At 70.4% G+C, this 24,009-nt stretch carries 19 protein-coding genes; 10 read left to right on the forward strand and 9 right to left on the reverse strand.

Going from position 1 to position 24,009, the window contains the following annotated elements; genetic code table 11:
- The first annotated feature begins 82 nt into the window (after positions 1-82).
- The 4 genes from MKK65_RS27665 (at position 83) to MKK65_RS27680 (ending at position 3,537) form a co-directional block, all read left to right on the forward strand.
- Positions 83-1,345 carry an ATPase gene (locus tag MKK65_RS27665; RefSeq protein WP_243961352.1) on the forward strand — a complete coding sequence of 421 codons (1,263 nt, stop codon included), beginning with the start codon at positions 83-85 and terminating at the stop codon, positions 1,343-1,345.
- A complete protein-coding gene (locus MKK65_RS27670; protein WP_007568312.1) occupies positions 1,342-1,986 on the forward strand; it encodes a hypothetical protein in 645 nt (214 codons plus the stop codon). The genes MKK65_RS27665 and MKK65_RS27670 overlap by 4 nt, the downstream gene beginning before the upstream one ends.
- A gap of 71 nt (positions 1,987-2,057) precedes the next feature.
- On the forward strand, positions 2,058-2,909 hold the full coding sequence (locus MKK65_RS27675) for an AAA family ATPase (RefSeq protein WP_243961354.1): 852 nt from the start codon (positions 2,058-2,060) through the stop codon (positions 2,907-2,909).
- A 103-nt stretch (positions 2,910-3,012) separates the two neighbouring features.
- Complete coding sequence (locus MKK65_RS27680; RefSeq protein ID WP_243961356.1) at positions 3,013-3,537, forward strand: SixA phosphatase family protein; 525 nt, start codon at positions 3,013-3,015, stop codon at positions 3,535-3,537.
- Positions 3,538-3,711: 174 nt separating this feature from the next.
- On the opposite strand, the gene MKK65_RS27685 is transcribed toward MKK65_RS27680, so the two are convergent.
- Positions 3,712-4,740: an alpha/beta fold hydrolase gene (locus MKK65_RS27685; RefSeq protein WP_243961358.1), complete on the reverse strand. Its 1,029-nt coding sequence runs from the start codon at positions 4,738-4,740 to the stop codon at positions 3,712-3,714.
- A 194-nt stretch (positions 4,741-4,934) separates the two neighbouring features.
- On the opposite strand from MKK65_RS27685, the gene MKK65_RS27690 reads away from it, so the two are divergent.
- The gene (locus tag MKK65_RS27690; protein ID WP_058193535.1) at positions 4,935-5,417 is read left to right on the forward strand and encodes an Hsp20 family protein; all 483 of its coding nucleotides are present in this window, start codon (positions 4,935-4,937) and stop codon (positions 5,415-5,417) included.
- Between the two features lie 154 nt (positions 5,418-5,571).
- Positions 5,572-6,573 carry a GNAT family N-acetyltransferase gene (locus tag MKK65_RS27695; RefSeq protein WP_243961360.1) on the forward strand — a complete coding sequence of 334 codons (1,002 nt, stop codon included), beginning with the start codon at positions 5,572-5,574 and terminating at the stop codon, positions 6,571-6,573.
- 150 nt (positions 6,574-6,723) lie between these two features.
- On the opposite strand, the gene MKK65_RS27700 is transcribed toward MKK65_RS27695, so the two are convergent.
- Positions 6,724-7,176: a hypothetical protein gene (locus tag MKK65_RS27700; protein ID WP_058193533.1), complete on the reverse strand. Its 453-nt coding sequence runs from the start codon at positions 7,174-7,176 to the stop codon at positions 6,724-6,726.
- Between the two features lie 210 nt (positions 7,177-7,386).
- Between MKK65_RS27700 and MKK65_RS27705 the strand changes: the two genes are divergently transcribed.
- The 4 genes from MKK65_RS27705 to MKK65_RS27720 all read left to right on the forward strand — a co-directional run bounded on the left by MKK65_RS27705 (position 7,387) and on the right by MKK65_RS27720 (position 15,554).
- On the forward strand, positions 7,387-8,247 hold the full coding sequence (locus MKK65_RS27705) for a Kdo hydroxylase family protein (RefSeq protein ID WP_058193541.1): 861 nt from the start codon (positions 7,387-7,389) through the stop codon (positions 8,245-8,247).
- Between the two features lie 19 nt (positions 8,248-8,266).
- On the forward strand, positions 8,267-8,566 hold the full coding sequence (locus MKK65_RS27710; RefSeq protein WP_243961362.1) for an antibiotic biosynthesis monooxygenase family protein: 300 nt from the start codon (positions 8,267-8,269) through the stop codon (positions 8,564-8,566).
- Between the two features lie 377 nt (positions 8,567-8,943).
- Positions 8,944-14,241 (forward strand): alpha-2-macroglobulin family protein, encoded by a 5,298-nt coding sequence (locus tag MKK65_RS27715; protein WP_243961364.1) that lies wholly within the window; start codon positions 8,944-8,946, stop codon positions 14,239-14,241.
- A gap of 188 nt (positions 14,242-14,429) precedes the next feature.
- Positions 14,430-15,554 (forward strand): mechanosensitive ion channel family protein, encoded by a 1,125-nt coding sequence (locus tag MKK65_RS27720; RefSeq protein WP_243961365.1) that lies wholly within the window; start codon positions 14,430-14,432, stop codon positions 15,552-15,554.
- A 130-nt stretch (positions 15,555-15,684) separates the two neighbouring features.
- On the opposite strand, the gene rlmN is transcribed toward MKK65_RS27720, so the two are convergent.
- The 7 genes from rlmN to recQ form a co-directional block, all read right to left on the reverse strand.
- On the reverse strand, positions 15,685-16,959 hold the full coding sequence (gene rlmN / locus MKK65_RS27725; protein WP_058193529.1) for a 23S rRNA (adenine(2503)-C(2))-methyltransferase RlmN: 1,275 nt from the start codon (positions 16,957-16,959) through the stop codon (positions 15,685-15,687).
- Between the two features lie 263 nt (positions 16,960-17,222).
- Entirely contained in the window at positions 17,223-17,561 is a 339-nt protein-coding gene (grxD, locus tag MKK65_RS27730) for a Grx4 family monothiol glutaredoxin (protein ID WP_058193528.1), read from the reverse strand.
- A 42-nt stretch (positions 17,562-17,603) separates the two neighbouring features.
- On the reverse strand, positions 17,604-18,098 hold the full coding sequence (locus MKK65_RS27735; RefSeq protein ID WP_058193527.1) for a DUF29 domain-containing protein: 495 nt from the start codon (positions 18,096-18,098) through the stop codon (positions 17,604-17,606).
- A 24-nt stretch (positions 18,099-18,122) separates the two neighbouring features.
- Positions 18,123-18,359: a BolA family protein gene (locus MKK65_RS27740; RefSeq protein WP_007568343.1), complete on the reverse strand. Its 237-nt coding sequence runs from the start codon at positions 18,357-18,359 to the stop codon at positions 18,123-18,125.
- Positions 18,360-18,384: 25 nt separating this feature from the next.
- Entirely contained in the window at positions 18,385-20,610 is a 2,226-nt protein-coding gene (gene purL / locus MKK65_RS27745) for a phosphoribosylformylglycinamidine synthase subunit PurL (protein WP_058193526.1), read from the reverse strand.
- Positions 20,611-20,804: 194 nt separating this feature from the next.
- On the reverse strand, positions 20,805-21,998 hold the full coding sequence (locus MKK65_RS27750) for a hydrolase (protein ID WP_243961366.1): 1,194 nt from the start codon (positions 21,996-21,998) through the stop codon (positions 20,805-20,807).
- Positions 21,999-22,135: 137 nt separating this feature from the next.
- Positions 22,136-23,977 (reverse strand): DNA helicase RecQ, encoded by a 1,842-nt coding sequence (gene recQ / locus MKK65_RS27755; RefSeq protein ID WP_243961367.1) that lies wholly within the window; start codon positions 23,975-23,977, stop codon positions 22,136-22,138.
- Positions 23,978-24,009: the final 32 nt, after the last annotated feature.

The raw sequence follows: 24,009 nt of genomic DNA on the forward strand, positions 1-24,009 counted from the left end.
ATCGTCCCGAAAGGTGGTTTCCAGCTTTCGGAAAAAAGATGATGCGGAAGGGCAGGGACGCGCGCGCCCGCGACAGGACCCGATGGATGTGACGAGGCCGATGATCTCCATCAAGTCGATATTCTCCGGTCCCGCGGCGCCACCGAGTCGCGACCTCGCCCGCGAGCGCCGCCAATGGAAGCTCGAATCGGATCGGTGGCAGCACCAGCGTCACGTCGACCGCGGCTACCGCATCAAGTGGGGCTACGTCGCGATCGCCTACCTGGTCGAGTTCATGGTGATCGGCGCCTCGCTCTGGGGCGCCTGGCTGTTCGCCGGCGTCTACAGCGATGGCGACTGGCACGCCTTCTATTTCATGCTGTTGGCGCCTCTGGTCTACGCCGCCGTCGAGTTGTGCCGGGTGCCGCTCGGCATCCTCGCCCGCACCCAGCGCTCGCATTTCGTCCGCGGCCTGGCGGTGCTCGGCATCATCTTCGCGGCCGGGGTGACCACCAAGTCGGTGTCGCAGCTCGGCGAGATGATGTTCCATCCCCGCCTGATGGAAGCGGCCAAGACCAAGACCGCCCTGAAGGATGCCCAGGCCGACCGCGCCACGATCGGCGACCGCATCAAGGCCGCGGACGAGCGCGTGGCGCAGTACACGGCCGAGCTCGACCAGATCGAGAAGCGGTCCACCGACAACGCCCAGCAGCTCGCCGGCCTGCCGGCCCAGCGCTGTGAGCGGGTGTTCGGCACGAACAGCAAGGGCCGCAAGTATCAGAACCTGAAATGCGTGGCCGATCCGCGCGTGGCCGCCCTGTCCGCGGGCGTCACGAAGGCGTCGGCCGACCGTGCAGTGCTGGTGAAGAGTCTCGAGGAGGCCCGCAAGGCGCGCGCCGCGCTCGATCCCGGCGCCGCCGACCGGCGCGTGGCCGATGCCGAGCAGGGCTACCGGAACGCGGTCAACCGCTCGCAGCTGCACTCCTTCACCGCGATGGTCTACGGCGTCGACCCGATCGACGTGACCGAGCAACAGGTCCACGCCTTCCTGCGGATCTTCGTGTTCCTGCCGGCCCTGTGCGCCGCCTTCGCGTCGACCATCCTGGCGCTCTGTGCGGTCTCGACCCGCCGGACCTTCATGGATGAGGACGATCTCGGCGCCGCAGTGAACCCGGAGGCCGCGCCGTTCATGCTGGACGCGATCGCCGACGCGCTGCGCTCGAACCCCGAGCCGATCCTGCCCCGGGCGGCCAACGCCACGGGCGCGGTGATCCCGATGAACCGGCCGGCCCAGGGCCAGCAGAGCCTGCCCGGCCAGAGCCATCCGGGCCAGCAGACCCTACCTGCCGCGGGAGCCGGCGCATGAACTACGTCGCCGGTGGAACCCCTGAGAACGTCGCCCTCGCCCAGCAGGTGAATTCGCGCCTGCGGGCGGATTCGAGCTACGTCGCGGCCCGAGCCTTCCTGTTCCGGGCGCTGGGCTTCGGCGCCTTCGCGTGCCTGGCCGGCATCGGCGTTGGGGCGGCGGCCTATGGGTGGGCGACCCTCAACCAGTTCGACACGGCCGCCGAGAAGATCGCCGCCGCCATGCAGGCCGCGCTCTCCGACGTGACCCTGAAGACCAAGGGCGAGGTCACGCTGACCGACAACACCCTCAAGCTCGAGGGCCTGCCCAAGCTTGGCGGCGGCACGCCGACACCGACCAAGGCGCAGCTCGGCAGCGACGCAGCGCCAGCTTCGAAAGCGGCGGTGAACACCACCTTCACGGTGTTCAAGCAGGTGCCCTATCTCGACGGCCAGATCGTCACCGGCTGGAACTTCAAGGACAACGCCGACCAGCCCTACCAGCAGTATTGCTACTTTTCGCGCCGCTCCAACGAGTCGAAGGGGCAGGTCGAGATCAAGATCGACCTCGCCATGGACACCAAGACCCTGCCGCAGCCGCAGAAATCCGACGTGAACCTGGAGATCCTGGCCCGGAACTGCGTCTGGCACGAGAAGGGTTAGCCGGTCTCGCTTGCGGGGCGGCTCCGGCACGCGCTACCGGTGGCATTCAGGCCAGCTTCTCCGAGAGCGCGATGCGATTTTCTGGAACCGAGTCCTACGTCGCGACCCCCGACCTGACCGCCGCGGTCAACGCCGCCGTGGTCCTGGAGCGCCCGCTCTTGGTCAAGGGCGAGCCCGGCACCGGCAAGACCGTGCTGGCCGAGGAGATCGCCAAGGGGTTGGGCGCGCCGCTCATCGTCTGGAACATCAAGTCGACCACCAAGGCCCAACAGGGCCTCTACGAATACGATGCGGTCTCGCGGCTGCGCGACTCGCAACTCGGCGACCCGCGGGTCTCGGATATCGGCAACTACATCCGGCGGGGCAAGCTCTGGGAGGCGTTCACCGCCCCCGAGCGCCCGGTGCTGCTGATCGACGAGATCGACAAGGCCGATATCGAGTTCCCCAACGACCTCCTCACCGAGCTCGATCGGATGGAGTTCCACGTCTACGAGACCGGCGAGACCGTGAGGGCCGCGCGCCGGCCGATCATGATCATCACCTCGAACAACGAGAAGGAGTTGCCGGACGCGTTCCTGCGCCGCTGCTTCTTCCACTACATCAAGTTCCCGGACGCCGAGACGCTGATGCGCATCGTCGACGTCCATTATCCGGGCATCAAGCACCGCCTGGTCGAGGAGGCCCTGAGGGTCTTTCTCGAGACCCGCGAGGTGCCGGGCCTCAAGAAGAAGCCCTCGACCTCCGAGCTGCTGGACTGGCTCAAGCTCCTCGTCTCCGAGGATATTTCCCCCGAGACCCTGCGCGAGCGCGACGGCCGCAAGCTGATCCCGCCGCTGCACGGCGCGCTCCTGAAGAACGAGCAGGATGTCAGCCTGTTCGAGAAGCTCGCCTTCATGATGCGCCGGGAGCAGCGGGGCGGCTGAGACCCGGCCCGCCGCGGTTCCCGCGCGCCGCGCTTTGGGCTAACCGAAGCCGCGGCGAAGGTCGGGCGCCCGTCGATCATTCCCGCCGAGAAGGGCACGCTCCATGCGCAGGCTGATCCTGTTGCGGCACGCCAAGTCGGACCGTCCGGCGGGCGTCGGCGACCACGAACGGCCGCTCAACGACCGCGGCCGCCGGGCCGCCCCGGCCGTGGGCGCCCACCTCGCCGAGGCCGGCTTCCGGCCCGAACTGGCCCTCGTCTCCACGGCCACCCGGACCCGCGAGACCTGGGAGGCGATCTCCGCCGCCCTCGGCGCCCCCGAGGCGCAGTATCACCGCGAGATCTACGAAGCGCCGTCGACGCGGGTCCTCGACGTGATCCGGGGCGCGCCGGACGCCGTGGAAACCGTGATCGTGATCGGCCACAATCCGGGGCTGGGCGACTTGGCGGCGGCCCTGGCCGGGGAGGGGCCGCGCAAGGAGCGGGCGCGCCTCGCCACGGAGTTTCCGACCGCCGCCTACGCGGTGATCGATTTCGACGCCGCGACCTGGTCGGCGGTCAGCCCAGGGCAGGGACGGCTGGAGCGGTACGTGCGCCCGCGGGATATCGATCCCGAGCTGGGTGGCTGAACCCTCGAACGACGCGCCGCAACAGTCTCGGTTTCAAAAGGCCGTCGGCCTTTTGCGGGTGAAGGGCGGAGCCCTTCTTTCTGGCTTCGCCCGATACATCGGGGCCCTGCCCCGATACCCCGCCAAAGGGCTGAGCCCTTTGGGAGCCCATTATAACGAGGGCGCGGCGACAGGTCAGGCCACCGGCACGGCTTGGTGCGCCTCCACCTCATTGTGCGAGGGCAGGGGGGTGCCCGGCACGAAGGCGTCGAAGGCGGCCCAGAAATCCTGCCGGATGGCATCGCGCTCGCTCAGGATCTCGTGCCGGGAATCCGGCAGCACCAGGATGTGCCCGGCCTTCATCCGGGCTGCGAACCGCTCGGTGTCCAGGGTGCCGCAGACCGGGTCGGCGCCGGCCGCAACGATCAGGGTCGGCAGGGTGATGCGCGGGGCGACGCGTGGGTCGCACAGGCGCGCCATCGCCCGGAACGCCTCGGCGAGCCACGCGATGGTCGGGTCTCCGACCGCCCCGGCGCCGACCTGCCGGGCCGCGGCCGCGTTGCGGGCGTAACGCACCGGATCGCGCGACAGGCGGTTGCCGTCATAGGGCTTGGTGGCGATCGAGACCGGCTTGCCCATCGGAATATAGCGGTCGCCCAATCCGATCCGGTGTAGCGCCTGCGACAGGAACGCCGCCCCGGCGGGCCAGCGCACCATCCGGATCGACAGCATCGGCGCCACCGTCACCAGGCGCCGGAACGGCAGCCAGCCATCGAGGGCGCCGATCAGGGCGACGCAGCCACCCATCGAGTGTGCCAGGCCGATATGCGGCTCGGGCATCAGCGGCACCAGCACCGTCTCCGCCACGGCCCGCAGGTCGAGGCGGTAATCATCGAAGCGCGCGACGTGGCCCTTGTGCGGATCGTCCACGCGCCGGTCCGACTCGCCCTGGCCGCGCCAGTCGAACGCCACCACGGCGAAGCCGCGCGTCCGGAGGTCCTGGATGGTCTCATAGTACTTCTCGATGAACTCGGCCCGCCCCTGGAGCAGGCAGACCGTACCCCGGCAGGTCCGCGCCGTGGTCTGCCAATAGGCCGCCCGCAGGGTGCAGTCGTCGCGGGTTCCGACCGCGATCAGCGTGCCGCCGGGCGGCACCGGATTGTCGGGCGTGCCACGCAGGGTCAGGAGCGGATCCCGCCCGATATCGCCGTCGAACCGCCTCACGGGCCCACCTCACTGCGTCCGCGCGCCGGCGTGACCGTAGCCGAAAAAATCTCGGATTCGGCCCTTGCCGCGGGTCTTGAAGGCGGTTTTTCCACCCCCGATATTCCGTCTGTGCCGGCCGTCAGGCGGCACGAAAGACGGGTCCGGCCCATTGGGCGGACCAATCCTGCATGTTGCTCGTACGAGGATATGTCATGCGTCAGTTCGATCTCGCCCCCCTGTATCGTTCCACCGTCGGTTTCGATCGTCTGTTCTCCGCTCTCGACCAGTTCGCCACCGCCGAGGCGGCGCCGACCTACCCGCCCTACAATATCGAGCGGACCGGCGAGAACGCCTACCGCATCACCGTCGCGGTCGCGGGCTTCACCGAGTCCGACCTGTCGATCGAGGTCCGGGAGAATGCGCTTACCCTCAAGGGCGAGCGCAAGGCCGAGGCCAAGGCGGAGTTCCTGCATCAGGGCATCGCGGCCCGCGCCTTCGAGCGCCGGTTCCAGCTCGCCGACCACGTCCAGGTGACCGGTGCGGCCCTGGAGAACGGCCTCCTCCACATCGACCTCGTCCGCGAGGTGCCGGAGGCGAAGAAGCCGCGTCGCATCCAGATCGCCACGGCCGGCACCCCGTCCGCGCCGGTGATCGAGGGTGACGTGCGGAAAGACGCGGTCCAGCAGGCGGCCTGATCCGGCCTCCTGCCTGAAAACCTGCTAGCGTGATGGAACGCCCCGGCCCAGGCCGGGGCGTTTTCGTGTCGCGACTGTCATAATGACGTGTGGGCTTCATGCTCTTTAGTTGGTCCGGACGGTGCACGGTCGTGCGCCCGGAGTGAACCCGACCATGGTCGCCAATCTCGCCCGCGGAGCCTACAGCGCGCTCGGAGCCGGCTGGCACAAGGGCGTGCAAGGCGTCCAATGGGGCGTCGGCGCGCCGATCGCGAAGCTGCGCCGCCGGCACGCGCTCATTCAGTCCGAGCCGGCGGGCATCACCGACATCCTGTCGGCCGAGCAGGCGATCCGCCTGCCGGAGCCGTTCGAGGGGCGCAGCCTCGGCCGGATCGGCAATCTCGAGGTGCGTCTCGCGGCGAAGAAATCCGAAATCCGGCGCGCGCAGCGCCTGCGCTTCAAGGTTTTCTACGAAGAGATGGCGGCGATCCCCACAGGTCTCGCCGCATTATCGCGACGCGATGCCGACGCCTACGACGCGCTCTGCGACCATCTCCTCGTCCTCGACCATGCCGCGCCGCGGCGGAAGAAGCCGTTCGTCGAGCACCGCCCCAAGGTGGTCGGCACCTACCGGCTGCTCCGGGGCGAGGTGGCCGAGCGCCATGCCGGCTTCTATTCCGAGGGCGAGTACGACCTGGAGCCGATCCTGGCGGCGCAGAAGCACCGGCGGCTGCTCGAGCTCGGCCGCTCCTGCGTGCTGAAGCCCTACCGGAGCAAGCGCACGGTCGAGCTGCTGTGGCAGGGGATCTACGCCTACGTGCTGCACCACCGGATCGACGCGCTGATCGGCTGCGCCAGCCTGGGGGGCACGGATCCGGATCGGTTGGCCCTGCCGCTGTCGTTCCTGCACCACCATGCCCGCGCCCCGGAGGAATGGCGGGCCCGGGCCCTGCCGGAGCGCGCGGTCTCCATGGACCGGCTGCCGCTTGAGGCGATCGACCCCAAGGCGGCGCTGCAGGCGCTGCCGCCGCTGATCAAGGGCTATTTGCGGCTCGGCGCCACCTTCGGGGAGGGCGCGGTGATCGACCGCCAGTTCGGCACCACCGACGTGTTCGTGGCGCTCCCAGTCGAGGCGATCGGCGCGCGCTACCGGGGGCATTTCGCGCCGGGGAACTGAGCCCGTAAAAATCCCGGATTCAAAAGGTCCGTGACCTTTTGCGGGTGCAGGGCAGAGCCCTGCGAAAGCGCTTGAGAGACCTGTGAATTCGGGGCTGCGCGCCCCGAACCCCGCCAAAGGGCTGCAAGCCCTTTGGAATCTCATTCTTTCCTACAGATCCCCCAACGCCAGCTGGCCCTGGTTGCGTGCCTTGGCGGGAGCCTTGGCAGGGGCAGCCTTGCGCTCCTTCGAACGGGACGCGGCCAGGGGCGGCTTCTTCGGTTTGGGATCGCCGCGCATGCGGGCGAGGGCCTTGTCCCGGGCCACCGCCTCGGGGGCCTGGGGATCGTCCGACAGCCACTTGCCGCGCTTGATCACCTCGTTGACCCGGCCCTGGTTGACCCCGACCTTGAAGGCGATCTCCTGCTGGGTCATGCCCGTGGAGGCGTGCAGGTCCAGGATCGCCCGGGCGAGCTCGGGGGTCATCTTCTGGCCGGTCAGCCGGCGGGCCGGCTTGACCGTGCGGGTGGCGCGGTCGCGCTCGCGCAAGCGCTCCAGCAGCGCCAGCGCCATGTTCATGCCGTGCTCGCGCAGGGCTTCCTCGAATTCCTTCAGGGTCGCCATCGGCGCCATCCTCCGCCGGGCTCGTTGGCCGGTACTCTGTGGAAGAACGTGCCGGGAACGCCGCAGTTGCGCAAGCGCTCCGGGCCGGTGTCGCCGGCGGTGCCGGTGGACGGACGATGTCATCCACCGGAAATGCGGCCCCTGGCCTCCCGGCAGCGGCTCGGCTACAGGATTGCGCCCCTCCGCCCAGGCAGGCCCGGCCCGCGCACGATGATCAGCCCGATCCGCACCGTCGCCCCCGGCGAATCCGCCGGCTCCCTGGCCCGGGAGCTGGAAGCCGGGGCGGTGCTGCTGTTCCCGGACCTGCCGTTCCCGTTCAGCGCCTTCGAGCGCCGCTTCACCGAGCGGCCCTTCGCGGACGGCAAGGCCAAGAACGTGAACATTCGCGGCGAGGCCGCAGCACTGCGCGGCGCCGCCGGCACCCCGGAGGAGCAGGAAGCCCTGCGCCAGCTCCTGATCCGTTACCGCGCCTTCGCCCGGGACCTGATCGGCACCTACCTGCCGGACTATGCCGACCGGGTGAGCCTGGCCGGCACCTCCTACCGCCCCTACGATGTGGACCAGCGCAAGCTCAGCTGGCGGCGCGACGACACCCGCATGCATGTCGACGCCTTCCCGTCGAACCCGATCGGCGAGAAGCGGATCCTGCGGGTGTTCCGCAACATCAACCCGTCGGGCGAGCCGCGGCGCTGGCGGGTCGGCGAGGATTTCGGCTCGATGGCGGAGAAATTCCTGCCGCGGGTCCCGCGCTACTCAGCCCTCTCGGCGCACGTGCTCGCGGCCCTGCGGATCACCAAGGCAAGGCGCTCCGAATACGACCACCTGATGCTACACCTGCACGACGCCCTGAAGCAGGACGAGACCTATCAGGCGAGCGCTCCGCAGGCCGATGTCGCATTCCGGCCCGGCGCCACCTGGGTCACCTTCTCCGACCTCGTGATGCATGGGGCGATGGGCGGCCGCTACATGCTGGAGCAGACCGCCTACCTGCCGGTCGCCGCCCAGGCCGACCCCTCTTTAAGTCCACAGCGCATCCTGGCGGCCAAGCTCGGCCGCCCCCTCCATCCATAACCGACAAGGGCCCGACACGATGATCCTCGAAATCGCACAGATCGAGATCAAGCCCGGCCTAGAAACGGCGTTCGAGGCCGGCATCGCCGAGGCCTCGGCGATCTTCAAGGTCGCCAAGGGCTGCCGCGCCTTCGAGGTGCGCCGCTCGATTGAGCATCCCCAGCGCTACCGCCTGATGATTCACTGGGACACGCTGGAAGCCCACACCAAGGACTTCACCGGCTCGCAGCCCTGGCAGGATTACCGCGCCCTGGTCTCGCACTGCTTCGCCGGGCCGGTCTCGGTGGAGCACACCGAGCAGGTGCTCAAGGCATTTTAATCCGGTTTTTTGGTTTCGGTTTGCGTCCGTCGTGATGGCGCGGCACGACCGGCCGCGCCGTTCCCCGTGACAGGCGCGGGTTCCTCTCCCGTGCGAGCTCCGATGTTCACACATCGCTGCCGGATGTGGGCCAAGTCTACACCCAAGCGCGTCTTCCTCCCCCCTCTGCGGGGGAGGGAGAGCGCGTGGGTGCGTCGCGGCCTGCAAAAGCCCCTTGTGCCTCGACCCTGTCGCGGCCGTAGCCCTTTAAAAAGGCGCCGCGGAGCAGCTCGGAACACGCATCCAGAGCGTTGCGGCCGGACCCGCAGGTGCTAGGCTCCCGCCCGTCCGATCCCTGGGCGAATCGTCCGGGATCCGGGGCCGACGAGGGCAGGCGTATGGCGTGGCGGAACCGGCTTGCGGGTGCTGTAGCGCTTCTGGCGGGCCTGGCCTGCGGGTCGGCCCTCGCCCAGACGGCGCCGAAGCCCCGGGCCGCGCCGCGGCCGGCGGCGGTTCAGGCGCCCGCCTTCGAGAAACAGTTCGTCCGGGACGATCTCGCCAGCGCCGCCGTGCGGCTCGAGGCGGCGCTCAAGGCCGAGGCCGGGGGGCCGCTCAAGCCCGCCGGCCAGTCCCTCGCCGCCGGGCAGGCGCTGCTCGCCGCCGACAAGCCGGACGCGGCACTAGCCCCGCTCGCCACGGCCGTGGCGGCCGATCCGGCCAATATCCGCGCCTGGCAGGCCTATGCCCGAGCCGCCGCGGCGGCGGTCGAGACCCTGGAGGAGAACGACTATCAGGGCCGGGCCCGCCTGAGGGACCGGGCCGCCGCCGCGGCCTACCGGGCCTACGAGCGCTCCGGATCGCCCGCCGACGCGGCGGCATCCCTGGCCCAGCTCGCCGCCCTGGAGGCCGGACAAGCGTCCTGGCGGCCGTCCCTGAACGCCTACGCGGCCAGCCTAGCCCTCGACGGCGACGCGGGGATCCGCCGGACCTACGAGACCCTGCGCGCCGAGCACGGCTTCCGGGTGCTCGACTACAAGGTCGATTCGGACGCCGCCGCCCCGCGCCTGTGCTTCACCGTCTCGGAGCCGGTTCTGCCCAAAACCGACTACGCCCCCTACGTGGCGGTCTCGGGCAGCAGCAGCGCCGCCGTGACGGCGGAGGGCTCGCAGGTTTGCATCGACGGGCTGAAGCATGGCGGCCGCTACGCGGTGGTCCTGCGTCAGGGCCTGCCGTCGACGGTGGGCGAGCCCCTGCTCAAAGCCGCCGATTACGAGATCTACGTCCGTGACCGCGCCCCGCAGGTCCGGTTCACCGGGCGCAATTACGTCCTGCCGCGCACCGGCCAGGCCGGCGTGCCCTTGATCTCGGTGAACACCCCGAAGCTCGACCTGGAGGTCCTGCGGATCGGCGACCGCGGCCTGCTGCCGACCCTGCGCACGGAGGATTTTCTGGGCCAGCTCAGCGGCGCGACCGCCCGGTCGATCGCGGCCGAGAAGGGCGTGCGCGTCTGGAAGGGCACCCTCGACACCGCCAAGGCCGAGCTGAACCAGGAGGCTGTGACCGCCTTCCCGGTCCTGCAGGCGTTGGGCAAGCTGGAGCCCGGCCTCTACGTGATGCTGGCCCGCCCCTCCGGCACGGCCGCGCCGGACGAGGACAGCTACGAGACCCAGGCGACCCAGTGGTTCGTGGTCTCGGATCTCGGGCTCACCGCCACCAAGGGGCGGGACGGGGTCCACGTGGTGCTGCGCTCCCTCGCCTCCGCGCAAGTGCTGCCGGGGGCCGCGATCCGGCTAATCGCCCGCAACAACGAGGTTCTGGGCACCGCCAAGACCGACGCGCAGGGGCATGCCGCCTTCGATCCGGGCCTCGCCCGCGGGGAGGGCGGGACCGCGCCGAGCCTGGTGGTCGCCCAGGCGGGGGACGATTACGGCTTCCTCGACCTCAACCTCGGCGCCTTCGACCTGACCGACCGGGGCGTGAAGGGCCGCCCCGAGACCGGCGGGCTCGACGCCTACCTGTTCACCGAGCGCGGGGTCTACCGCTCGGGCGAGACGGTGCAGATCACCGCCCTGCTGCGCGATCCCCGCAACGCGGCGGTGCCGGACCTGCCCCTGACCCTGGTGGTGAAGCGCCCGGACGGGGTCGAGTATCGCCGGGTCTCGGTGCCGGACCAGGGGCTCGGCGGCCGGGCGCTGCCCCTGCCGCTGCTGTCGGGGGCCATGCACGGCACCTGGCGGGTCTCGGCCTATACCGACCCGAAGGCCCCGGCTTTGGGCACGACCAGCTTCCTGGTGGAGGATTACGTCCCCGAGCGCCTGGAGGTGACCCTCAAGGCCGCCCAGGCCGCGCTGCGCCGGGGCGAGGCGGCGCAGGTCGATGTCGCCGCGCGCTACCTCTACGGCGCCCCGGGTGCGGGGCTCGACGTGTCGGGCAGCGTCGTCGTGCAGGCGGCCTCCGGCAGCGGCATCAAGGGCCTGGCAGGCTACACGACCGGCCTCGACGACGAGGCCGTGGAGCCGAGCGTGCAGGAGCTCGCGACCCACGCCACCACGGACGCGCAAGGGCACGCCACCGTCACCGTGCCCCTGCCGGAGGTGGCCGCGCCCCGGCCTTTGGAGGCTAAGATCACCCTCGCGGTGGGCGAGCCCGGCGGCCGGGCGCTGTCGCGCAGCCTGACCCTGCCGATCCTGCCGGCCGGGCCGGTGCTGGCCCTCCGCAAGACGTTCTCGGAGCTGAAGGAGGGCGACCGCGCCGCCTTCGACGCGGTCTTCACCGCCCCGGACGGGACGCTGCTGGCCCGGCCCGGGGTGACCTGGACCCTGTCGCGGGTGGAGCGGACCTACCAATGGTATCGCGCGGATGGCCGCTGGTCGTTCGAGGCGGTCAAGACCAGCCGGCGGGTCGCCAGCGGCAGCCTCGATCTCGCGGCCGGGGCCCCGGGCCGGATCGAGGCGCCGGTAGGCCAAGTCGGCCGCTACCGGCTGGAGCTCGCCACGGCTGGCGCCCCGGAGGCCACCGCCAGCCTCGGCTTCGAGGTCGGCTGGGGCGGCTCCGAGACCGCGGATGCGCCCGACCTGCTCGACCTGACCCTCGATAAGGCCGCCTATGCCGCGGGCGATACGCTGCGGGCCACGCTCAGCCCGAAGTTCAAGGGCCAGGCCAGCCTCATGGTCGTCAGCGACCGGGTGCACGAGACTGTGGAAGTCAGCGTTCCGGCGGGCGGCACCACCGTGAGCCTGCCCGTCAAGGCCGCTTGGGGCGCGGGCGCCTATCTGGTCGCCACCGCCTACCGGCCCCTCGACCAGGCGGCCAAGCGCCTGCCGGGCCGGGCGCTGGGGCTCGCCTGGTTCTCGGTGGATCGCGCGCAGCGCAGCCTCGGCGTGGCCGTGAAGGCGCCGGAGTGGGCCCGCCCGCGCCAGGACCTGACCCTCCCGGTGCAGCTCACCGGTTTGAAGCCCGGCGAGGCGGCGCGGATCACCGTGGCGCTGGTCGATGTCGGCATCCTCAACCTGACCCGCTACGAGGCGCCGAACCCGACCCAGTACTTCCTCGGCCAGAGGGCCCTGGGGCCGGAATTCCGCGACCTCTACGGCTACCTGATCGACGGCATGCAGGGCTCGGCCGGGGCGATCCGCTCCGGCGGCGACGCGGGCGGCGGCGAGCTCGCCGACGCGCCGCCGACCCAGGCGCCGCTCGCCCTGTTCTCGGGCGTCGTGACCGTGGGGCCGGACGGCGCCGCCAGCGTCACCTTCCCGCTGCCGGCCTTCAACGGCACCGGCCGTGTGATGGTCACCGCCTGGAGCGGCGACCGGGTGGGCCAGGCGCAGGCGGACGTGATCATCCGCGACCCTGTTGTGCTCGCCGCGACCCTGCCGCGCTTCCTCGATACCGGCGACCGCTCACGCCTGTTCGTGGCCCTCGACAATGTCGAGGGCCGGGCCGGCGACTACACGGTGGATATTGCCCCCTCCGGCCCGATCCTGATCGGCGCAAGCGCGTTGCGGCAGACGATCCGGCTGGAGGCCGGGGGCCGGGGCCAGGTGGCGATCCCGCTCACCGCCGCGGGCCCCGGCCCGGCGCGGCTCGACCTCGCCCTGTCGGGGCCGGGCCTCGACGGCACCCTGAGCCAGAGTTTTTCGCTCGGCGTGCTGCCGGGGACCGGGGCTCTGCTGCGCCGCTCGGTCCGAACGCTCGCCCCCGGGACCGGCCTGACCGTCAGTGCGGACCTGCTGGCCGACCTGCTGCCCGGGACCGGCAGCGTCTCGCTCTCGGCCTCGGCGCTGCCCGGCCTCGACGTGCCCGCCCTGCTCCAGGCCCTCGACCGCTATCCCTATGGCTGCTCGGAGCAGATCGTCAGCCGGGCGATGCCGCTGCTCTACGTCAACCGCCTGGCCGCCCTGGACAAGCTCGCCCTCGACGGCAGCGTCGACGACCGGGTGCGCGAGGCGATCGAGCGGCTGCTCGCCCGCCAGGATGCGAGCGGCGATTTCGGCCTGTGGTCGGCGCAGGGCTCGGGCGACCTCTGGCTCGATGCCTACGTGAGCGACTTCCTCACCCGCGCCCGGGAGCGCGGCTTCGCGGTGCCCCAGGGGGCCTTCGCCCAGGCCCTCGACCGCCTGCGCAACAGTGTCGCCAACGCCACGGAGGTGCGGGACGGCGGCGCCGACCTCGCCTACGCGGCCTACGCCCTGGCCCGCAACGGCCGGCCGGTGATGGGCGACCTACGCTACCTCGCCGACACCAAGCTCGACGCCTTCGCCACCGGGCTCGCCCGGGCGCAGCTCGCCGCCGCCCTGGCGCTGCTGGGCGACCGGGGCCGCGCCGTCACGGTGATGGACTCGGCGCTCGCCGCGCTGAAGTCCCGGCGGGATGCGGGCCTCTACCGGGCCGATTACGGCTCCCGCCTGCGCGACGGGGCCGGACTGATCGCTCTGGCGGCGGAGAGCGGGCTGACCCAGGCCGCCCTGGCCCCGGTGGCCGCCCTCATCGGCGAGGAGCGGCAGGACACCCGCGCGACCAGCACCCAGGAGAATGCCTGGCTGGTGCTCGCCGCCGAGAGCCTGTCCAAGGAGGCGGACGCGCTGTCCTTCAGCCTCGACGGTGCGGTGCGGACCGGGGCGCTCGCCCGGATCTACCGGGGCGCGGCGCTGGACGGCCGCAGCGTCGAACTCACCAATACCGGCCGGGCTCCGGTGCAGGTGGTGCTGGGGGTGACCGGCAGCCCGCTGATCCCTGAGCCCGCTGCCGCGCAGGGCTACACGATCGCGCGCACGTTCCACCGGCTGGACGGCAGCCTGATCGATCCGGCTCAGGGCCTGCACCAGAACGACCGGCTCGTGGTGGTGCTCAAGGTCACCGAGGACAAGGCGCAGGCCGCCCGGCTCCTGCTGGTCGATCCGCTGCCGGCGGGGCTGGAGATCGACAACCCGAAGCTGCTCGATGCCGACGCCCTCCAGGGCCTCGCCTTCGCCAAATCCGATGTGCAACCGGTCCACACCGAGTTCCGCGACGACCGGTTCGTAGCCGCCTACGACCGCGACCCGAGCCAGCCGGCGTTCTTCACCGTGGCCTACACGGTCCGGGCGGTCTCACCGGGCACCTACGTGCATCCGGGCGCCTCGGTGGAGGACATGTACCGCCCGGCGCGGTTCGGCCGGACCGGCGCCGGGAGCGTCGAGATCGGCGTGGCGCGGTAGCACGCAGGATTGCGTTCGCGCGTCACGGACAGGCGCGCGAATGCCCGAGCGGGCCGCCGAAACGCAACCGTGCGGCCGCGCCCTCACCAGGCTGCTGCGTTGCAGCGCCGGCATGGTGCGATGCGGAACCCTGACCGGCGCGACCCATTCCTCCAGGTCCCGTTCGGAACCCGTGGAGGTTATGCCCGATGCCGGACCTTGATGCCCTGGCAGGCCGTGCCGCCTCCGTGCTGGCCTATCTGCCGTGGTGGGCCGAAAGCCTGATCGTGATCGTCGCCTGCTGTGCCGTGGTGATGCCGCTGCACGGCGTCGCCTACCGGGCGCTGAAGCGGGCGGTGGCGGGCAAGAGCCTGTTCTGGCGCTCCCTCGTCTCCCGCACCCACGGTCCGAGCCGGCTCGGCCTGATCGTGGTGGCGATCAGCCTCGCCTCGACCACGGTGCACCTGTCCTGGGAGGTGCGGATCGCCCTCAACCAGATCCTGCTGGTCGCCTTCGTGACCCTGACCGGCTGGTGCTGCGCCACCGCGCTCCACATCGCCACGGTGATCTACCTGCGCCGGTTCAAGCTCGACGCCGAGGACAATCTGCTGGCACGCAAGCACTTCACCCAGATGCGCATCCTTGAGCGGGCCGCCGTGACCCTGGTCGGCCTCATCACCGTCTCGGTGGCGCTGATGACCTTCGAGCCGGTGCGCCAGTACGGGGTGAGCTTGCTGGCCTCGGCGGGCGCCGCCGGCCTGATCCTGGGCCTGGCCATGCAGCCGGTCCTGTCGAACCTCGTGGCCGGCATCCAGATCGCCATCACCCAGCCGATCCGGATCGAGGATGCGATCATCGTCGAGAACGAGTGGGGCTGGGTCGAGGAGATCACCTCCACCTATGTGGTGGTGCGCCTGTGGGATTGGCGCCGGCTGGTGCTGCCGCTGACCTACTTCATCCAGAAGCCGTTCCAGAACTGGACCCGCGATGGCGCCTCGCTGATCGGCAGCGTGTTCCTGTACGTCGACCACCGTGCCCCGGTGGCGCGGATGCGCGAGAAACTCTCCGAGATCGCCGCCGCCACGCCGCTCTGGGACGGCAAGGTGGTCAACCTCCAAGTCTCGGACGCCAAGGAATCGACCATCGAGATCCGGATGCTGGTAAGCGCCCGCAACGCGCCCCAAGCCTGGGACCTGCGCTGCGTGATCCGCGAGGCGATGATCACCTGGCTGCAGGCCGAGCATCCGGAAGCCCTGCCGCGGCACCGCACGGAATGGGTCGGTGCCGAGGACGCGCCCCTGCGTCGGGCGGACGGGCAGCGGATCGCGGCGTGACCCCGGGATTCCAAAGGGCACTGCCCTTTGGCGGGTCGTCAGGGCGGAGCCCGACACCGGGCCAAGCCCGGCGGCAGGGCTTTGCCCTGCACCCACGAAAGGTCTCGGGCCTTTCGAAACCGTGACCGCCTCAGTCGTCGAGGCCCGCGTAGAATCCTTCTGCGCCGATGCCCTCTTCCTGCATCAGCCGGGCCCGGGCGCGCAGCTTCTCGGTCTCACTCTTGAGCTGGCCGCAGGCGGCCAGGATGTCCCGGCCGCGGGGCGTGCGCACCGGCGAGGCGTAGCCGGCGTTGAACACGATCTCGGAGAAGTGCTCGATTCGGTCCCAGTCCGAGCATTCGTAGCGGCTGCCGGGCCAGGGATTGAACGGGATCAGGTTGATCTTGGCCGGAATGCCCTTGAGCAGGCGGACCAGCTCGCGCGCATCCGCATCCGAATCGTTGACGCCCTTCAGCATCACGTACTCGAAGGTGATGCGGCGGGCGTTGCTCACGCCCGGATAGGTTCGGCAGGCCTCGAGCAGCTGGGCGATCGGATATTTCCGGTTGAGCGGCACCAGCTCGTTGCGCAGGTCGTCGCGCACGGCGTGGAGCGAGATCGCCAGCATGGCATTGGCCGCCTCGCCGAGCCGGGGGATCTGCGGCACCACCCCGGAGGTGGAGACCGTGATCCGCCTCCGGGAGAGGCCGAGCCCCTCCTGGTCCGACATCACGCCCACCGCGTCGATCACCGCGTCGAGATTGTACAGGGGCTCGCCCATGCCCATGAAGACGATGTTGGTCACGAGCCGCCCGGCCTCGCCGGCGCCGGAGGCGTCGCGGCTCGGCATCTGACCGGGCCAGTCGCCGAGCTCATCGCGGGCGGTGACGAGCTGCTGTACGATCTCGGCGGACGACAGGTTGCGCACGAGGCGCTGCGTGCCGGTGTGGCAGAACGAGCAGGTGAGGGTGCAGCCGACCTGGCTCGACACGCAGAGCGTGCCTCGGTCCGGCCCCGGGATGTAGACGCACTCGATCTCGGCGCCGCGATTGTGCTCCTGCGGGTTGGTCGGCGCCATGCGCAGCAGCCACTTGCGGGTGCCGTCGCGGGAGACCTGGCGGCTGGCGACCTCCGGCCGCTCCAGGGTGAAGTGCCGCGCGAGCTCGGCCTTCAGCCCCTTGCCGACATTGGTCATCTCGGCGAAGTCGGTCGCCCCGCGGAAATTGACCCAGTGCCAGATCTGGCCGGCCCGCATGCGGCTCTCGCGCTCGGGCACGCCCATGCCGATGAGCTGCGCCTTGAGCGCGTCGCGGGTGAGCCCGACCAGGGACGGGGGCCGCCCGGGGAGCAGCGCGGGCTGGAAATCGGGCGCCTTCTCGATCGCGGGTTCGGCCGCGCGGGCGCTGTCGAGCGACGGCGTCGCCATGATGATCGATCTATCCTCAGAGCGCTCTCCGCCGAAGTGGAAGCCGGTTCGGCGAAAGAGAGCGCGTCACGACAAAGGCCCAGACGCCGCCGGTCACACGGAGATCGACGGCGTCTGGGCATGGAACGGTTCTGATATAGGCGATCGCGCCGGCGAACGCGAATGCGCCCCGCCCACGGGTGACCCGACGCAGAGCGAGGGTGACCGGGCGCGAAAAAGGGCGCCCGGAGGCGCCCTCATCCGTCAAGCCGAGTCCCGAAAGATCAGGCGGCGGCGGTCTTTACGGGGACGCCCTTCTCGGCCAGGAAGGTCTGCAGCTCACCCGACTGGAACATCTCCCGGGTGATGTCGCAGCCACCCACGAACTCGCCCTTCACGTAGATCTGCGGGATGGTCGGCCAGTTCGAGAAGGCCTTGATGCCCTCGCGGATGCCCTGATCGGCCAGCACGTTCACGCCCTTGAACGGCACTTCGAGGTAATTGAGGATCTGCACCACCTGGCCCGAGAAGCCGCATTGCGGCATCTGCGGCGTGCCCTTCATGAACACCACCACGTCCTGGGAGGCGATCTCGTTCTGGATGGTCGCGTTGGCGTCGGTCATCACTCTATCCTCGGTTCTTCGGTCTCGTATGTGCGGTCTCGATCAGCGGCGTGCAACTGAGGCGGCGATCACACGAAGCGCCTGATCGATATCAAAGCGTTCGGTCAAAAGGTCCTCGGCCGCGATCGGGCACGCCTTCGGGAGGCCCGGAAGAATCTGGTTCCCAAAGGCGCCGAGACCAGCCTCCGCGGCCGTGACCGCGGATTTCCAGATCCTCGGCCAGTTCAACCTCTGCCTCATCGACGACTCGTACGCATTCCAAGCCGTGATCTGGAATGTCGCGATCTCCTCGCGCCAATGCAAGCTTGACGGGGCGAGGGGCGCGGAGGCACGCTTCAAGAGGTGGGCGAGCGTCTGGATCAGCAGGCCCTCGACCGCCCGCAAATGGGATCGCCCCACGCTCTCGATCTCCTCCGCGACGTTCGCCCAGTCGACCGCATTCGACAGGTCGCTGCGGGCTCCGAGCGCGCGCAGAGCCGCAGCCTGTTCCTCGGCCCAGGTGACGATGTCGTCGTCGTAGAGACTCGGTCGGTCCATCGGGACGACTCTCGCGAACGGGCGCTAATCCTGAGGGACGCCCGTGGTCAGCGCAAGGGCGTGCAGCACGCCGCCCATCCGGCCCTGGAGGGCGCCGTAGACCATCTGGTGCTGGGCCACCCGGGTCTTGCCCTTGAAGGCGGCGGACAGGACCGTGGCGGCGTAGTGGTCGCCGTCGCCGGCGAGGTCGCGGATCTCGACCTGCGCGTCGGGCAGCGCTTCGCGGATCATGCGCTCGATCTCGCCCGCATCCATCGGCATCGAAAAACTCCTGGGCGTAAGGGGTTCAGGCGGCCGGCGCGGCCGGCTGGCTCGCCATGTAGGCGGGCAGCCAGCGTTCATGGGCCGCACTCAGCTCGGACAGCGATATGGTCTCGCCACCCGGCAGGGTCAAACGGTCGGTTCCGGTGACCCCGACCACGGCCGCGTCGATGCCCTGGGCCGAGGCGCTGTAGAGCAGGTCGCTGGCCGCCTCCGGATCGACCGCCAGCAGGTAGCGGCCCTGGTCCTCGCCGAACAGGTAGGCGTGGGGGGGCAAGTCCACCGGCACATCCGGCAGGGCCGCGCCGATGCCGCCGGCCATCGCCATCTCGGCGAGCGCAACGGCAAGACCGCCGTCGGACAGGTCGTGGACGGTGTCGACCGTGCCGGAGAGAATCAGGGCGCGCACGAAGTCGCCGTTGCGGCGCTCGAGCGAGAGGTCGACGGGCGGCGGTGCGCCCTCTTCCCGGCCCTCGATCACCGCCAGATAGGCCGACTGGCCGAGCCAGCCCTCGCCAGAGCCGACCAGGACCAGCACGTCGCCCTCGCGCTTGAGGGCGATGGTGGCGTGGCGCTCGACGTCGTCGAGCACGCCGACGCCGCCGATGGTCGGGGTCGGCAGGATGCCGACGCCGTTGGTCTCGTTGTAAAGCGAGACGTTGCCCGACACGACCGGGAAGTCCAGCGCCCGGCAGGCCTCGCCGATGCCCTGGAGGCAGCCGACGAGCTGGCCCATCACCTCGGGCTTCTCCGGGTTGCCGAAGTTGAGGTTGTCGGTGATGGCGAGCGGACGGGCGCCCACCGCGGTGATGTTGCGCCACGCCTCGGCCACCGCCTGCCGGCCGCCCTCGACCGGGTCGGCCTCGCAGTAGCGCGGGGTGACGTCGCAGGTGAGCGCCAAGCCCTTCGGGCCGTCCTCGACCCGCACGATGGCGGCGTCGCCTCCGGGCTTCTGCACGGTGTTGCCGAGGATGAAATGATCGTACTGCTCGTAGACCCAGCGCTTCGAGGCGAGGTCGGGCGAGCCGACGAGGCGCTTGAGCGCCTCGGTGAGGGAGGCCGGCGCCGGCACGCTGGATGCGGCGATCACCGGCAGGTGCGTGTTGGCGCGGTGCGGCCGGTCGTAGAGCGGCGCCTCGTCGCCGAGTTCCTTGATCGGGAGGTCGGCCACGGTCTCGCCGTGCCACTTGACCACGAACCGTAGCGTGTCGGTGGTCCGGCCGATCACCGCGAAGTCGAGGCCCCACTTCACGAAGATCGCCTCGGCTTCGGCCTCCATGCCGGGCTTGAGCACCATGAGCATGCGCTCCTGGCTCTCGGACAGCATCATCTCGTAGGGGGTCATGCCGGCCTCGCGGGCCGGCACCTTCTCGATGTCGAGCTCGACGCCGAGATCGCCCTTGGCGCCCATCTCGACGGCCGAGCAGGTCAGACCCGCCGCGCCCATGTCCTGGATGGCGATCACCGCGCCCGAGGCCATCAGCTCCAGGCAGGCCTCCAGCAGCAGCTTCTCGGCGAAGGGGTCGCCGACCTGCACGGTCGGGCGCTTCGACTCGGAGGCCTCGTCGAACTCCGCCGACGCCATGGTGGCGCCGTGGATGCCGTCGCGGCCGGTCTTCGAGCCGAGATAGACGATCGGGTTCCCGACCCCGGTGGCCGCCGCGTAGAAGATCGCGTCGGTGCGGGCGAGCCCCACGGCCATGGCGTTGACCAGGATGTTGCCGTCGTAGCGCCGGTGGAAGCCGGTCAGGCCGCCGACGGTCGGCACGCCGAAGGAATTGCCGTAGCCGCCGACCCCGGCCACCACGCCCGAAACCAGGCCGCGGGTGCGCGGGTGGTCGGGGGAGCCGAACCGGAGGGCGTTGAGCGCCGCGATCGGCCGCGCGCCCATGGTGAACACGTCCCGCAGGATGCCGCCGACGCCGGTCGCCGCGCCCTGATAGGGCTCGATGTAGCTCGGGTGGTTGTGGCTCTCCATCTTGAAGACGCAGGCCAGCCCGTCGCCGATGTCGATCACGCCGGCATTCTCGCCAGGACCCTGGATCACCCAGGGCGCCGAGGTCGGCAGCCCGCGCAGGTGCTTGCGCGAGGACTTGTACGAGCAGTGCTCATTCCACATCGCCGAGACGATGCCGAGCTCGGTCAGCGTCGGATCGCGCCCGATCAGGCCGCGGAAGCGCTCGTACTCCTCCGGCGTGAGGCCGTGCTGGGCCACGAGCTCGGGAGTGATCGGAACGTCGTTGCGGAACATGCGAAGGTCTCGGCAGAGAGCGGTCCGTCTTGAGAGACGCATACCGCGGCGAACCCGAACCGGGCTGAGATCTCAGGCTGCCCCGGCTCTAAAGCGGAAGCGCCTGCGCTGGCAACATCCGCCGGCGCGGGGCTGGGGATTGGGGGCCGGCCCGGACGGATCCGCACAGCCGGGCGGATGACGCGGTCGCCACGCTAGAGTCCGGGCGCGCCGTCCTCCCGGCAGCCGGCGACGAGCGCGTGCACCGGCTCCGGCCCGGTAACCACGTCGAGATAGTCGAAGCCGCTGTCGCGCTGGCTCGCCATCAGTAGCTGGAAATGCATCTGGAACAGGTTCCATTGCCGCCGGCCGACATCGGCGCTGGTGATCAGCTCGTGGATCGCCACCCAGCGCACGGACGGGCGGGCGGGATCGGGCGGGGCGAGGCCGCAGGCGGTGATCGGGTTGTTCTTGTGGATCGAGAGCCAATCCCAGGTGGCACGCACGTCGAGCCAGCCGATCTGCGTGGCCCGGCCGAAACGCAGGAGACTGTCGCGGAATCTGCGGGCGGCCGGGTCGAGGCCGAGCCAGGGGATGACGCTGCCGATGCTCACGAACGAGACCGGCGTGCCGCGGCATCCGAAGCCGGGGTCGCGGGCGAGCACCCGATCCAGCACCTCGATGCCGAGGAAGCTCGACGAGGAATGGCCGACCACCACCACCTCGTCGGCTTCGCCCTCCGCGGCGTGGATGCGCGTCGCGAAGGCGTCGAGCCGGGGGTCAATCTCGGGGGCCTCGCCCGCCGCGTAGGAATGCGTGAAGGCGGTGTCGTCCACGAGGTGGGGGACGTAGAGCGGCTTGCCACGGGTCGCCCGGATCAGACCGGCCAGGATCGCGTAGGCGAGCGGCGGCACCGCCACCAGGGCCCAGGGCTGGGCCGCCGCCGGTGCCAGCGCGGCGAGCCCCGCCGCCGCGGCGAGGCTGAGAAGCGCCAGCGCGATGTAGATGTAGTGGACGCAGAAGATCACCGTGGAGAAGCGCCAGCCCTCCCGGCGCAGGCTCGCCATGTAGCCCGTCCGCCACAGCCGCCAGAGCAAAGCCGGCACACCCCGGAGCCGCGTCCAGTCGGATTGCGGGAAGCGGGCGCGGACGATGTCCTCCCAGCGCAGCAGGACGTAGCGGGTCGAGACCCCGCGCGAATCCGCCGTCCACGCGAGTTCGACCCCGTCCGCCGAGCGGACCGGATCGCCGACCGTGATCGCGGCGCCCCGGCGCGCAGCGGTGAACCGGGCCTCGCGGCGGAACAGGCCCCAATAGGTCTCCGGATCGCGCGGATCGAAACCCGGCAGGTAGAACACGATGCGGGAGGTCAGCACCCGCGGCGCGTCGCCGTCCGGCTTTCCGGACATGTGCTGGGCCGGTGCGTCGGCGACGGGGATGCGTGTCGAAATGACGAGTCCGATCGATTCGAGGTGGCGGCTTGCCTACATGAAGCGGCCGGGCGCGCCGAGGGTGAAACTGCCTGGGGCTTGCGCCGGCCCATCGCTCACGCCGCCGGCGGCGCGGCCAGAAACTCGCCGATCGCGGCCACGAACTTCTCGCCATAGGCCTCGCGCTTGCGTTCGCCGACCCCGTGGACCGCCCGCAGCGCCCAGAGGTCGACAGGTTTCTGCCGAGCCATCTCGATCAGGGTCCGGTCCGGGAATACCATGAAGGCGGCGATGCCCTCGGCCCGGGCCAGGGTGGCGCGCAGGCCGCGCAGGTGCTGGAACAGGGCCTCGTCGGTCTCCGAGAGCGCGATCTCGCCCTCCTCGCGCGGCGCGGTGCGGCGGCGCTCACGCGATTCGGCCTTCGGCTCCGGATCGGGGCGCAGCTTGACCGGCTCACGGCCGAACAGGATCGCCTCGCCCTTCTCGGTCATGGACAGGCCGCCATAGCCGTCGGCGTTCTCGGCGATCGCCCCGGCGGCGAAGAGCTGGCGCAGGATCGCCCGCCAGGCGGCCACCGGCTTGTCCGCCCCGACCCCGAAGGTCTTGAGGCTTGTGTGGCCGTTGCGGCGGACCTGCTCGCTCTCCTTGCCGTGGACCACGTCGCAGATATAGGCCGCGCCGAAGCGCTGGCCGGTGCGCACGATCGCCGACAGGATCTTCTGCGCCGCCACGGTCCCGTCGACCAGGGTGACGCCGCCGCGGCAGAGGTCGCAGCGGCCGCAGGGCTCGCTCGCCTCGCCGAAATAGCCGAGCAGCGACTGGCGCCGGCAGGTGGCGCCCTCGCACAGGCTGATCATCGCCTCGAGCTTGCGCCGCTCGACCCGGCGGCGCTCGTCGGAAATCTCCTTCTCGTCGATCTGGCGGCGGCGCAACGCCATGTCGTCGAGGCCGTAGAGGGTCAGCGTGTCGGCCGGCAGCCCGTCGCGGCCGGCGCGGCCGATCTCCTGGTAGTAGCCCTCCACGTTGTTGGGCATGTCGGCATGGCAGACGAAGCGCACGTCGGGCTTGTTGATGCCCATGCCGAAGGCGATCGTGGCGGTCATCACCACCCCGTCCTCCTGGAGGAACCGGTCCTGGTTGCGCATCCGCGTGCCCTGGTCGAGCCCGGCATGGTAGGGCAGGGCGTCGAACCCGTCCTTCTTGAGGGTCTCGGCCAGCTGCTCGACGCGCTTGCGCGAGGAGCAGTAGATGATCCCGCTCTCCGCCCGGCGGTGCTTCAGGAACCGCTCGATCTGCCGGGCCGGGTTGTCCTTGGGCTGGAACGTCAGCCGAATGTTCGGCCGGTCGAACGAGTGGACGAAGATCTTCGGGCCGCGCCCCTGCGGGAACAGCCGCTCGGCGATCTCCGCCCGGGTGGCGGCATCGGCGGTGGCGGTCAGCGCCAGGGTCTGGACGTTGCCGAGCGCCTGCCGGGCCCGGGCGATCTCCCGGTATTCGGGCCGGAAATCGTGCCCCCATTGCGAGACGCAATGGGCCTCGTCCACCGCAAGCCGCCGAACCCCGACGCCGCGCAGGGCCTCGATGCAGCCTTCCATCAGCAGGCGTTCGGGGGAGACGAACAGCAGGCGCAGCTCCCCGGAGCGCAGGCTGCGCCAGGTCTCGCGCGATTCGACCTCCGACACGGACGAATTGAGGGTGGCGGCCTCGACGCCGACGCTGCGCATCTGTTGCACCTGGTCGTGCATCAGCGCGATCAGGGGCGAGACCACCACGGTCAACCCGGCATCGATCAGCGCCGGCAGCTGGTAGGTCATCGACTTGCCCGAGCCCGTGGGCATCACGGCGAACACGTCGTCGCCGTCCAAAACCGCGCCGATCACCTCGTCCTGCCCGGGCCGGAAATCCTCGTACCCGAAGGTCTTCTTCAGCGCGGCGCGGGCCTCGTCGAGGCGGGTCATCGGGATCCTTGTACGGGGTGGTGGCGCGCTTG

Source organism: Methylobacterium sp. J-001, from assembly GCF_022829565.1.
Lineage (GTDB): Bacteria > Pseudomonadota > Alphaproteobacteria > Rhizobiales > Beijerinckiaceae > Methylobacterium.

Coding starts and splice junctions, on each gene's coding strand:
- MKK65_RS27665 (WP_243961352.1), top strand. CDS start 83: ATGGATGTGACGAGGCCGATGATCTCCATCAAGTCGATATTCTCCGGT.
- MKK65_RS27670 (WP_007568312.1), top strand. CDS start 1,342: ATGAACTACGTCGCCGGTGGAACCCCTGAGAACGTCGCCCTCGCCCAG.
- MKK65_RS27675 (WP_243961354.1), top strand. CDS start 2,058: ATGCGATTTTCTGGAACCGAGTCCTACGTCGCGACCCCCGACCTGACC.
- MKK65_RS27680 (WP_243961356.1), top strand. CDS start 3,013: ATGCGCAGGCTGATCCTGTTGCGGCACGCCAAGTCGGACCGTCCGGCG.
- MKK65_RS27690 (WP_058193535.1), top strand. CDS start 4,935: ATGCGTCAGTTCGATCTCGCCCCCCTGTATCGTTCCACCGTCGGTTTC.
- MKK65_RS27695 (WP_243961360.1), top strand. CDS start 5,572: ATGGTCGCCAATCTCGCCCGCGGAGCCTACAGCGCGCTCGGAGCCGGC.
- MKK65_RS27700 (WP_058193533.1), bottom strand. CDS start 7,176: ATGGCGACCCTGAAGGAATTCGAGGAAGCCCTGCGCGAGCACGGCATG.
- MKK65_RS27705 (WP_058193541.1), top strand. CDS start 7,387: ATGATCAGCCCGATCCGCACCGTCGCCCCCGGCGAATCCGCCGGCTCC.
- MKK65_RS27710 (WP_243961362.1), top strand. CDS start 8,267: ATGATCCTCGAAATCGCACAGATCGAGATCAAGCCCGGCCTAGAAACG.
- MKK65_RS27715 (WP_243961364.1), top strand. CDS start 8,944: ATGGCGTGGCGGAACCGGCTTGCGGGTGCTGTAGCGCTTCTGGCGGGC.
- MKK65_RS27720 (WP_243961365.1), top strand. CDS start 14,430: ATGCCGGACCTTGATGCCCTGGCAGGCCGTGCCGCCTCCGTGCTGGCC.
- rlmN (WP_058193529.1), bottom strand. CDS start 16,959: ATGGCGACGCCGTCGCTCGACAGCGCCCGCGCGGCCGAACCCGCGATC.
- grxD (WP_058193528.1), bottom strand. CDS start 17,561: ATGACCGACGCCAACGCGACCATCCAGAACGAGATCGCCTCCCAGGAC.
- MKK65_RS27735 (WP_058193527.1), bottom strand. CDS start 18,098: ATGGACCGACCGAGTCTCTACGACGACGACATCGTCACCTGGGCCGAG.
- MKK65_RS27740 (WP_007568343.1), bottom strand. CDS start 18,359: ATGCCGATGGATGCGGGCGAGATCGAGCGCATGATCCGCGAAGCGCTG.
- purL (WP_058193526.1), bottom strand. CDS start 20,610: ATGTTCCGCAACGACGTTCCGATCACTCCCGAGCTCGTGGCCCAGCAC.
- MKK65_RS27750 (WP_243961366.1), bottom strand. CDS start 21,998: ATGTCCGGAAAGCCGGACGGCGACGCGCCGCGGGTGCTGACCTCCCGC.
- recQ (WP_243961367.1), bottom strand. CDS start 23,977: ATGACCCGCCTCGACGAGGCCCGCGCCGCGCTGAAGAAGACCTTCGGG.